A 12106-nucleotide genomic window follows, 5' to 3' on the forward strand; every position below is an offset into this window, starting at 1 on the left:
ATGTTTAGCAGAGACCGTTGGAACGAAATACTAGAAGCCTTAAATGCTAATAAGTTTAGAACACTATTAACTGCATTTGGTGTATTTTGGGGTATTACTATTTTGGTGCTTTTACTAGCATTAACTAATGGACTGAAAAATGGAGTAACTGCCGATTTTGGTGATTTTGCTACTAATTCAATGTTTATGTGGACGCAAGGCACATCAAAGCCATATAAAGGATTACCTAAAGGACGTAACTTTAGTTATAAAATTGATGATGTTGCCGCGATCAAGGCTGAGATTCCTAATATAAAGTATGTATCTCCTCGAAATCAATTAGGAGGTTTTAGAGGCGCAAATAACGTAACCAGAGGCACTAAAACAGGCGCGTTCGAGATTTATGGAGATTATCCTGAATACATCAAACAACAACCAATGGACATTCTTCAAGGGAGATTTATTAGTTATTCAGATATTCAAGCTAAACGAAAAATATGTGTTATAGGAACAGGTGTTGTTAAGGGATTGTATGATAAAGGTGAGGAAGCTTTAGGAACTTATATCAAAGTAAATGGAGTCAACTTTTTAGTTGTGGGCACATTTAAAATGAGCAATAGTCAAGGTGATGACGAACAAGATGCAAGTACAATTTATATCCCATTTACAACATTTGGTCAAGCATTTAATAGAGGAGAGAATGTAGGTTGGATGGCCATTACTGCGGTGGATGGTATAACGATAACCTCATTAAAACAAAAAGTTTTTGATTTGATGAAGTCTAGGCATAAGGTAGATCCTACAGACGAACGTGCAATAGGTCATTTTGATTTATCAGAACAGTTTGAACGTATCAATGGTCTATTTTCAATTTTGTCTCTTGTTGGCTATTTTGTTGGTGCTTTGGTGCTAATGTCTGGTATAATAGGTATTAGCAATATTATGCTTATCGTGGTAAAAGAGCGTACTAAAGAAATAGGTGTAAGACGTGCTTTAGGAGCAAGCCCATGGACAATTAAATCTCAAATTTTACAAGAGAGTTTAATATTAACCATATTATCTGGTATGGTTGGTATTTCGTTTGCAGCTTTAGTTATTTGGATAATGAACACGATTTTAGATAATGTTGGTCCAGTAGAAAACTTTGCAAATCCAAGTGTAAGCATGCAAGTTGTATTTACAGCATTAATTATATTAATAGTATCAGGAGTATTAGCAGGTCTTATTCCAGCAAACAGTGCAACTAAGATGAAACCCGTAGACGCATTAAGAATAGAATAAATTTATATCAATCATAATCATGAAGAGAACCAAAACTGTTATCGCATTAATATTAATTGTTGTTGTATTCGGTGCAGCATTATATTATTTATGGGATAAAAATCAAGAAAATCCTATTACCTATACTACGGAGTCTCCAACAGAGGAAACAATTATTGTTAAAACTGTGGCAACTGGAAGCATTGTTCCAAAAGAAGAAATATTAATAAAACCTAACATTTCTGGGGTTATTGAAGAAGTTTTTATTGAAGCAGGCGAATATGTAAAACAAGGGGATCTTATTGCTCAGATTAGAGTTATACCTAACGTTTCAAATTTAACAAGTGCAAAAAACAATATAGCTTCTAATCGAAATGCTTTGCAGACTGCAGAAATTAATTTTAAAACTCAAAAGGCAATATACGACCGTCAAAAAGAATTATTTGATAAAGGAGTTATAGCAGCAAATGAATTCGACCAAGTTAATAATACATATTTACAGGCAAAACAGCGTGTTGAACAGGCAAGAATTGATGTGACGCAATCTCGTCAAAATTATGATATCATAAAAACAGGCACCACTTCCGGATTGGGTAGTGCCGCACAAACACAAGTTAGAGCAACAGTTGCAGGTATGGTTTTAGATGTACCAGTAAAAGCAGGAAATCAAGTCATTGAAGCTAATAATTTTAATGAAGGCACTTCTATTGCTTCGTTGGCAGACGTAAAGCAAATGATTTTTGAAGGAAAAGTAGATGAAAGCGAAGTTGGTAAAATAAAAGAAGGTTTACCATTAGAAATTACTGTAGGTGCTATCGAAAACGAGAAGTTTGATGCTACTTTAGATTACATTGCTCCAAAAGGTGTTGCTGAAAACGGAGCTATTCAATTTGAAATAAAAGGTACCTTAAAAAAAATAGATTCTACTTTTATTAGAGCAGGTTTAAGTGCCAATGCATCTATTATTTTAGACAAAGTAGAAAAGGTTTTAGCAATCAAAGAAGCCCTAGTACAATATGATAAAGAAACAAAAAAGCCATACGTTGAAGTTGAGATAGGTGATCAAGAATTTGAAAGAAAAGATGTAGAATTAGGCATTAGTGATGGTATTTTTGTAGAGGTTAAAAGCGGAATAACCAAAGAAGATAAAATCAAAGTTTGGAATCAAGTACAAGGTATTCCAAAATATGCCCAACAATAATTACTACCTTTAGTGTAACACTTTAAGATTTATATAGACAAATAGACATCATGAAAAAATCAATCATAGTAATATTACTTCTTTTGGGAGTTTTAGTACAAGCTCAAAATAAAAAATGGACTCTCAAAGAATGTGTTCAATATGCTTTAGATAATAATATATCTGTAAAGCAAAGTGAGTTAGATATAGAACTTGCTGATATTGAAAAATTAACTGCTAAAGGAAATTTTGTACCTAGTATAAATGCTGGTAGTGGTGTTTCAGAAAATACTGGTTTGAGTTTCAACCCAGTAACAAATAATGCTCAAACTACAACATTTCTTTCAGCTTCAGGTAATATCAATATTGGATATACACTTTTCGACGGATTAAGAAACTTCAGAAGATTACAGCGTGCAGATATCTCTCGCCTTTCTAGTCAATATCGATTAGACAAAATGAAAGATGATATTTCATTATTTGTTGCCAATGGATATCTTGCGGTAATTCTTAATAAAGCAAATCTTGAAGTTTTAATTTCTCAGAATGAAGTAACTAAAGAACAAATTCAGAGAACGCAAGAATTGGTTGATGCGGGCTCATTACCTAGAGGTGATTTGTTAGAAATAAAAGCAACAGATGCTAGTGAGCAACAAGCAATTATCAATGCTGAGAATAGTATTCGAATTTCATTAATTAGTTTGGCTCAATTACTTTTGATTAAGGATTATGAAAACTTTGATATTGAGGATGAAGGCTATGACATCATTGATGCTGGCATAGCAGATAAGGATGTTACAGAAATAATTACTGCTGCTAAAGAAAGTAGGTCAGAAATTAGAATAGCAGAACAAAATGTTGAGTTAGCAGAAATGGATTTAAAGATTGCTAAAGGGGCAAACTATCCAACATTATCGGCGTTTTTTGGTTATAATACTAGGTTTGCTAACACAACTTCTTTTATACAACAAGTAGACCCAGATAATCCAACCATTACACAACAAATAGGTACGGTTCAAGGTACAGGTGAGGCAGTTATAGGTGAATTTCCTAACACATTTCTTTCGGAGGTTGCAGCAGATCCTTTTATAGATCAGTTATATCAAAATGATGGTATTGGATATGGATTACAATTAAACGTTCCTATTTTAAATGGTTTTAATACAAAAGCGAATGTTCAAAGAAATAAAGTTAACTTAGAGCAATCTAAATTTCTATTAGAACAAGCGGAATTAGATTTAGAGTCTACAGTATATCAAGCTTACGTTGATGCTAAAGGCGCTTTGAAATCTTATGAAGCAGCAAAATTGGCTTTAGAATCTCAACAATTAGCTTACGATTATGCTAAAGAACGTTACGATGTTGGTTTAACAAACGCATTTGATTTTAGTCAATCTAAGCTTAGATTTGATAATGCCAACATTGAATTAAATCGCGCTAAATACGATTACATTTTTAAATTAAAGGTTCTTGAATTGTATTTTGGAATACCAGCAACTGAATTAAAGTTTTAATTATGAGCAAAACAGTAAAAATTATCATCGGAGTCGTTGTCCTTCTACTTATCCTTTTAATTGCAGGATCTAAAATGGGATGGTTCGGTAAAAAAGGAAATTTTAAAGAAGTTACTGTTAAGGAGGTAACACTTCAGGATATTGTAGAAACAGTGTCGGCCACAGGAAAAATCCAACCAGAAGTTGAGGTTAAAATATCTTCGGAAGTTTCTGGCGAAATTTTAGAATTACCTTTTAAAGAAGGTCAAGAAGTTAAAAAAGGAGACTTATTAGTAAGAGTTAATCCAGATTTAATTCAGTCTGCCGTAAGTCGTTCTCAGGCATCTTATCAGAATGTAAGAGCAGGATTAGAACAAGCAGAAGCGAACTTAAAACAAGCTAAAGCAGACTATGATCGAAATAAGGTGCTTTTTGAGAAAGGTGTAATTTCTAAAGCAGATTGGGATAGAGCAATTGCTGGTTATGAAACGGCCGAAGCTAATAAAAGCTCTGCTTATTATAGCGTGCAAAGTGCAGCAGCAACAGTAAATGAAGCAAAAGACAATTTAAATAGAACAACGATTTATGCTCCAATGAGCGGAACGATTTCAGTTCTAAGTGTAGAGTTAGGTGAACGTGTTGTAGGTACTCAGCAAATGGCAGGTACTGAAATTCTGCGTGTTGCTAACTTAAATAATATGGAAGTTGAGGTAGATGTCAACGAAAATGATATTGTAAAGGTTCAAATAGGGGATTCAACTATTGTAGAAGTAGATGCCTATTTAAAGAAAGAATTTAAAGGTGTAGTTACGGAAATTGCGAACTCAGCAGCGGGTACATTAGCAGCTGATCAGGTTACTAACTTTAAGGTTAAGGTTAGAATTTTAGAAGAATCTTATAAAGATCTAACAGAAGGTAAACCAGAAACCTATTCGCCTTTTAGACCTGGAATGACTGCTACTGTGGACATTATTACCAAAACACAAAAAGATGCGATTTCTGTACCAATTAGTGCAATTGTTATTAAAACAGATACAAGTTCTACCAAAAAACCATATAGTAAATCAGTAGATGAAAATGAATCTGTTAAAGAGGAGAAATTTGAATGTGTTTTTGTAAATGAAAATGGTAAAGCAAAATTGAGAGTTGTAGAAACTGGTATTCAAGATGATACTAATATCGAAATTGTTTCGGGATTGAGTGAAGACGATAAAATTATTACAGGGCCATATAATATGGTTTCTAAGACACTTAAACCTGGAGATTTAGTAGAAGTAAAGAATAAGAAATCTGAAAACTCAGAAGAAAAAGCAGAAGAATAGTATAAAACATATTTACTAATGGCATTAGTGCTAAATATTGAAACAGCAACTACAAATTGTTCAGTCTCTCTATCTAAAGATGGAGAGATTTTAGTTTTAAAAGAAGACTATAGTTCTGGTTATTCCCATGCGGAAACTTTACATGTGTTTATAGATGAAGTTTTTAAGGCTACAAAACTAAAACTTACTGAAGTTGATGCTGTTGCTGTTAGTAAAGGACCTGGTTCTTATACAGGTTTACGGATTGGTGTATCGTCAGCAAAAGGTTTATGTTTTGCATCAAATAAGCCGCTAATCGCTATTGATACGTTAGAAAGTTTAGCACACCAACTTCAGATAGAAGAAGGATATATTGTGCCAATGTTAGATGCTCGTAGAATGGAAGTTTATTCGGCTATTTATAATTCTAAGTTCGAGTTACAAAGAAAGATAGAAGCAGAAATTCTAACAGAAGAAAGTTACAGTTCATTTCTTAAAACTGATAAGGTATATTTTATTGGTAATGGTGTTGAAAAAACTAAAAGCTTAATTCAGCATCCTAATGCCAGATTTATTGAGGGTAAACTTCCATCGGCAAACGAAATGGCTGTATTGTCAGAATTAAAATACAAAATAAGCGACACCGAAGATGTCGCTTATTTTGAACCTTATTATTTAAAGGATTTTATTGCTTTAAAAAAGAAAGCTTAAGCTTCTTTTTGTATCTCAACAGCGTGTGGATAAGGTATTTCGATTCCAGCAGCATCAAGAGCTATCTTAACATTTTCCTGGGTTCCAAAGTATACATCCCAGTAATCTGCAACAGTACACCATGGTCTTACAGCAAAATTCACAGAACTATCAGCTAATTCAGAAACATTTACTGACGGAGCAGGATCTTGTAAAACCTTTGGATTAGAAGTTAGTACTTTCATTAAAACTTCTTTAGTTTGTTTGATGTCAGAATCATAACCAACACCAAACGTAAGATCAACTCTAAGTTTTCCTTCAGTAGAATAGTTTACAATATTTCCATTAGATAATGCACCATTAGGAATAATTACCTCTTTATTTGTAGGTGTTAAGAGCTTAGTTGTAAAAATTTCAATTTCTTTTACAACACCAAGTTCTCCTTGTGCTTCAATTAAGTCTCCTATTTTTATGGGCTTAAAGATCATTAATAAAACTCCACCGGCAAAATTACCTAGAGAGCCTTGTAGTGCTAGTCCGATAGCTAAACCAGCAGCGGCAAGTATTGCGGCAAAAGAAGTAGTTTCAATACCTACAGTACCTAAAACGACAACGATTAAGACAATTTTTAAAACCCAGCTCACAAGATTTAATAAGAACTTTTTTAAGCTCTCATCATAATCCGCTTTATTCATTGCTTTTTTAACGCCCTTAAGCATCATTTTAATAATCCAGCTACCTATAATCCATATCGCAATAGCTGCGATCAATTTTGGGCCAAACTCTACGATTAAGTTATAACCTGAGTCAATCCATTTTTGTGTATCCATTTTGGTTTAATTAATTTAATTAAATAAAAAACTCGACTTTCTAGTCGAGTCTTTTATATTGTTGTTTGTGTTATTATTTAACTTCGAAAGTTAGTTTTAATGCTACTCTAAATTCAGTAACATCATCACCATTAACGATTGCACTTTGATCTTGTACATATACAGAACGAATGTTCTTTACAGTTTTGGAAGCTTCTTTTACTGCTTTTTTTGTTGCATCTTCCCAACTTTTATCAGAATTAGATAATACTTCAATAACTTTTAATACTGCCATAATAATTTCAATTTATAGATTTATATAATGTAAGAACCTTAAAGTTAAAAAAAGTCACTCAATTACTTAAACAATTTAACCATTAATAGCATTAACAGTTATAGAGTTATCATTCAGCATTTCTTTCAACATATTTTCGATTCCATTTTTTAAAGTAAATGTTGAAGAAGGACAACCACTACATGCGCCTTGGAGTAATACTTCTACTTTTTTAGTGTCAGCATCAAAGGATTTAAATTCTATATTTCCACCATCACTTTCTACTGCTGGTTTTATATACTCCTCAAGGATATTTATAATATTTTTTGATGTATCGTCTAAGGCTTCAAATTTTTGCTCTATTGCCTCCTCAGTTTTATTGAGTTGCTTTGGTGCGTTATCATCTAAAATGGTTTTACCATCTTCTACATATGATTTTATAAATTCACGAAGTTGAAGTGTAATATCTTCCCATTCTACAATATCAAATTTAGTGATGGAAATAAAATTCTTTTCCATATATACATTTTTAATAAATGGAAACTGAAATAAAGCAGTGGCCAAAGGCGAAAGTTTTGCCTCTTCTATTGATGTAAACTCATATGAATTTGGAACTAAAACTTTATTACATACAAATTTTAAGACACCAGGGTTTGGTGTGCTTTCTGCATATACAGTTACTGCTGCTTTGGGTTTAATGGCTTCTTCAGTGACTACAACACCATCATTTGAGAGATAATCTTCAATTTGCTTAGCCACTTCATCTTGTACGTCTTTCCATTCAACAATATTGTAACGCTCTATTGCTATAAAATTAGAAGCGATATATACCTTCTTTACAAAAGGGAGATAAAATAATTGCTGAGCTAAAGGGGAGTGTTTTGCATCATCAATGTTGTTGAATTCAAAGCTATTGTGATTAGTAATGAAACGATCAGCTTCAAATTTTATAATAGCCTCATTAGAAGTAGGTAATATGGAAATTTTTGTCTTTGACATCTTTTTTTTGCAAAAATAGGAAATATCATTGGGAAACGTTCATCTATGATATTATGTTTTGAACTGAATTTTTCAGTCAATACACATAATTTGTTTAAATTCCATGCTTACAAAAAAACCATACCAAATAAATATATCTTGCTAGTGTTTATTTGAGTTAGTTTGAAAAAGCTAGACATGAAAAAGATACTATTTTTTGTAGTTCTCCTAACGACTACAATTTGCTCTTCGCAAGACCTCCCAATGCAAAATGGCACATTTAACCGTTGTGCACCAGATATATTTTACGATTCTGGTGGTGAGTTTGGAAATTATGGTAATAATGAAAATTTAGTAACCACTATATGTCCGCAAAATGCAGATGAATTTATTATTTTAAATTTCACACAATTTACAACGCAACTTGGTGCACAACCAGATGTGATGAATATATATGATGGAGAAGACACAAGCGCTAGCTTAATAGGGAGTTATCAAGGAACCGCTAGTCCAGGTATGGTTTCAGCATCTGCAGGTAATGTTTCTGGTTGTCTCACAATAGAGTTTATTTCTAATGATAGTGGAAATATTAATGGATGGGAAGCTGAGATATTATGTGCAACTCCTTGTCAGGCTATATTTGCTTTCATTGATGATACTACACCTGCACCCAATGTTGCTGGAGTCGTAGGTATTTTACCTGGTGAATCTGTTGACTTTTCAGGAAGTGCTACATTTTCGGGTGATGGATCTAATGCTACATATAATTGGGATTTTGGGGATAGTAATTCTGCAACAGGTGCTAATGTCTCTAATACTTTTCTTTTTCCAGGTACTTATACAGTAACATTAACAGTATCAGACGATAATCCTCAAGGCTGTGTTGGTACTGATACAATTACGGTTTTTGTCTTAGGATCTAATGTGGTCATAGACCAAGATACATTTACGCCAGAAGAATTAATAGAAGATGTCTTGGTGAATAGTCCTTGTGCTTCAGTTTCAAACATTACTTGGTCAACAGGAATTAGTTTTGGAGCTAATCAACCAAATGGTATAGGATATTTTTATGGTAATGGCCAGAGCTTTCCTTTTGAAGATGGATTATTATTAACGTCAGGTGATGCTAGTGAAGCTAGAGGACCTAATAATAATGGTATTTTGGGAGAGGGTACAGCCACTTGGCCTGGTGATTTTGATTTAGACAGTCAGCTAGGTGTGGATTCTCATAACGCTACCTTTATTCAATTCGATTTTACTCCTCTTGCGGATAGTATAAGTTTTGAATTTTTAATGGCTTCTGAAGAATATGATATGGGTAGTTTTGAATGTACGTTTTCTGATGCATTCGCTTTCTTATTGACGGATTCAGCAGGAAATACAACGAATTTAGCTGTTCTTCCAGGGACAACGACTCCAATTTTAGTTACAAATATCCATCCAGATAATGGTGCCTCTTGTGGAGGTGCTAATGAGCAATATTTTGGCGCCTATACTCCTAATAATCAACCGCCAATTGCGTTTGATGGAAGAACAGTAGTTTTCACAGCTCAATCCGCAGTCATACCTGGAGATAATTATACCATAAAATTAGTTATTGCAGATGATAGAGATAATAACTATGATTCAGGTGTGTTTCTAAAAGCTGGTAGTTTTGATTTAGGTGGTGATTTAGGAGAAGATATTACAATTGCTCAAGGTACTGCAGAATGTGGTGGATCTTCTGTGACTTTGGATACTGAAGTGCCTTTAGCTGACCATGTTTGGTATTATGCTGCAGATCCTACAATGCCAGATAATAGAGTTGAGCTTACTGGAGAAACAAGCTCCGTACTTACGGTCTCTGAAACAGGTATATACACTGTAGATGTTATTTTTACAGGTATTTGTCAATCCACAGATTCAATTTTAGTTGAATTTAAACCAAACCCTACAGCAAATCCAGCAAATAATTTAATCATATGTGACAATTCTGGTACTGCTAATTTTGATTTAAGCCAAAATGATAATGATATTTTAGGAAGTCAAAACGTTGATGATTTTATAATTAGTTATCACCTCACTGAACAAGATGCAATTGATAATGTTGGTGCTTTGTCGACTAATTATGAAAATATCAATACTCCTCAAGTGATATGGGCACGTATAGGAGATGCTACGCAAGAATGTTTTGATACTACATCCTTCACCTTAAACGTAGCAGGTCAACCGACGATCAATCCTGTCATTGATCTGGAGTTGTGCGATGATGATGGCAATGACGGATTTGAGGAGTTTGATCTGAGCACGCAATCTTTGGCCATATTGGGCATTCAGCCGTCCACGGATTATGCAGTGACGTATTACCTGAATTTTGCCGATGCCGATGCAGGCACCAATGCCTTGCCGAATCTATACACCAATACGATCAACCCACAACCCATATTTGTAAGGGTAGAAAATGTAGGGGACTCCAACTGCTATAATGCATCAGCGACAGCAGTATTTGATTTGGTGGTCAATACCAGGGCGATAGCCAACACACCAATGGATATGGAAGCTTGTGATGATGTGAGCAATGATGGTCTGGCAACGTTTGATTTGAGTACACAAGAATCAGATATCTTAGGGGTTCAAGACACAAATATATACATTGTATCCTTTCATAATAGCCAGTCGGATGCGGATGATAATATAGGTGCCTTACCAAAGAACTATTCAAATACGACACCAAATTTAGAGACAGTCTTTGCAAGAGTGGAAGACTCTTTACATCCAGACTGTTATGGTACTACGAGTTTCGATTTAGTAGTAGACCCGTTACCTCAGGTTGTTGCAGTGCCCCCTTTACAGGTCTGTGATGATGACACGGATGGATTTGTAAGTTTTCCATTAGACACCAAAGTAGCGGAGTTATTAAATGGTCAAACAGGTGTAGAGGTATCGTTCCATGAAACTTTAGTAGGGGCGGATACAGCTACCGCAGAAGTATTTGATGGTTACACCAATACGGCAATGACGGCCCAAACGCTATTTGTTCGTTTAGAAAACACGACCACCACCTGTTATAACGTCAATACGCTACAATTGGAAGTATTGGAAAACCCCATAGCTAATGTCACAACACCCTTAGAAGTTTGTGATGATGTTAGCAATGATGGTATAGCCCAATTTGATTTAAGTACCAAAGACGCTCAAGTCATCGGATCACAGACAGGTATGAGCGTAAGTTATTATAGCTCGCCAGAACTTGCTGAGACAGGAACCAGTGCTGTAGCGACACTCTATACAACGGTCACTAGAGAAATCTATGTGCGTATAGAGAATGATGTGACGGGCTGCTATGCTACAACCACTTTACAATTAATTGTTAATCCAACACCAACCACTGTAACAGTAGCACCTTATGAACTTTGTGATTATAATAATCCAGGAGACGAGCAAGAACTATTTGATTTATCAACAAAAGACGCAGAGGTTCTAAACGGGCAGGTCAATGTTACAGTAGCGTACTATGAGAATCAAACCGATGCCGATATGGGTATGAATGCCATTATAGGCCTATATACCAATACGAGCAATCCACAACCCATAGTAGCAGTACTGACCAATACGATGACCAGTTGCAGATCAAGCACCACTTTCAACTTAGTAGTCAATGCGTTACCCGTATTAGTCGCACCAACGGCTTTAGAAGTTTGTGACGATGGTACACCAGATGGACTGACGGAGATGGATTTGAGCGTGAAGAACGCAGAAGTTACAGCTAGCAATCCTAATTATGAGGTGAGCTATTATGAAACCATAGCAGATGCAGATGCAGAGATGAACCCCTTACCAACACTATATACCAATACAGTCGACGGACAGATTATTTTTGTACGTGTAGAAGATATAGGTACAGGTTGTTACGACACCACAACTTTAGAATTAGTGGTAGAACAAGCACCAATAGCCTTTACACCAACACCACTAAGATATTGCGACCCAGATAACGATGGATTTGGGTTCTTTACTTTAACAGATGCCGACAATGAGATTACAGGAGGAGCATCAGGTCTTACGGTAACCTATCATGAGACTTTGGAGAACGCTGAGAACAATGCAGATGCAATAAACACTAGTGTAGACTTCAGTAATAGTTCAATAGATACACAGACGCT

The 12106-nt window shown here is 34.9% G+C and carries 9 protein-coding genes; 6 read left to right on the top strand and 3 right to left on the bottom strand.

Annotated elements, in window-relative coordinates:
• The 5 genes from Q0822_RS07775 to tsaB are packed head-to-tail and all read left to right on the top strand — an operon-like array spanning nucleotide 1 to nucleotide 5924.
• On the top strand, nucleotides 1-1260 hold the full coding sequence (locus Q0822_RS07775; RefSeq protein WP_299122217.1) for an ABC transporter permease: 1260 nt from the start codon (nucleotides 1-3) through the stop codon (nucleotides 1258-1260).
• Between the two features lie 19 nt (nucleotides 1261-1279).
• Nucleotides 1280-2440 (top strand): HlyD family efflux transporter periplasmic adaptor subunit, encoded by a 1161-nt coding sequence (locus Q0822_RS07780; RefSeq protein WP_299122219.1) that lies wholly within the window; start codon nucleotides 1280-1282, stop codon nucleotides 2438-2440.
• A 50-nt stretch (nucleotides 2441-2490) separates the two neighbouring features.
• The gene (locus Q0822_RS07785; RefSeq protein ID WP_299122221.1) at nucleotides 2491-3933 is read left to right on the top strand and encodes a TolC family protein; all 1443 of its coding nucleotides are present in this window, start codon (nucleotides 2491-2493) and stop codon (nucleotides 3931-3933) included.
• Nucleotides 3934-3935: 2 nt separating this feature from the next.
• Entirely contained in the window at nucleotides 3936-5234 is a 1299-nt protein-coding gene (locus tag Q0822_RS07790; RefSeq protein WP_299122223.1) for an efflux RND transporter periplasmic adaptor subunit, read from the top strand.
• A gap of 18 nt (nucleotides 5235-5252) precedes the next feature.
• Nucleotides 5253-5924 carry a tRNA (adenosine(37)-N6)-threonylcarbamoyltransferase complex dimerization subunit type 1 TsaB gene (gene tsaB, locus Q0822_RS07795; protein WP_299122225.1) on the top strand — a complete coding sequence of 224 codons (672 nt, stop codon included), beginning with the start codon at nucleotides 5253-5255 and terminating at the stop codon, nucleotides 5922-5924.
• Here tsaB and Q0822_RS07800 read toward each other — a convergent pair.
• From Q0822_RS07800 to Q0822_RS07810, 3 genes are all read right to left on the bottom strand, one after another.
• Nucleotides 5921-6733, bottom strand: a complete 813-nt coding sequence (locus tag Q0822_RS07800) for a mechanosensitive ion channel domain-containing protein (RefSeq protein WP_299122226.1) — start codon at nucleotides 6731-6733, stop codon at nucleotides 5921-5923. The two genes, tsaB and Q0822_RS07800, sit on opposite strands and share 4 nt — an antisense overlap.
• A gap of 73 nt (nucleotides 6734-6806) precedes the next feature.
• Nucleotides 6807-7007, bottom strand: coding sequence for a dodecin family protein (locus Q0822_RS07805; RefSeq protein ID WP_045469775.1), 201 nt, complete (start codon nucleotides 7005-7007; stop codon nucleotides 6807-6809).
• 75 nt (nucleotides 7008-7082) lie between these two features.
• Nucleotides 7083-7985: a NifU family protein gene (locus Q0822_RS07810; protein ID WP_299122232.1), complete on the bottom strand. Its 903-nt coding sequence runs from the start codon at nucleotides 7983-7985 to the stop codon at nucleotides 7083-7085.
• A 177-nt stretch (nucleotides 7986-8162) separates the two neighbouring features.
• On the opposite strand from Q0822_RS07810, the gene Q0822_RS07815 reads away from it, so the two are divergent.
• On the top strand, nucleotides 8163-12106 hold a 3944-nt coding region (locus Q0822_RS07815; RefSeq protein WP_299122234.1), incomplete at its 3' end, for a choice-of-anchor L domain-containing protein.

Source organism: uncultured Winogradskyella sp. (assembly GCF_947496485.1).
Taxonomy (GTDB): Bacteria; Bacteroidota; Bacteroidia; order Flavobacteriales; family Flavobacteriaceae; genus Winogradskyella.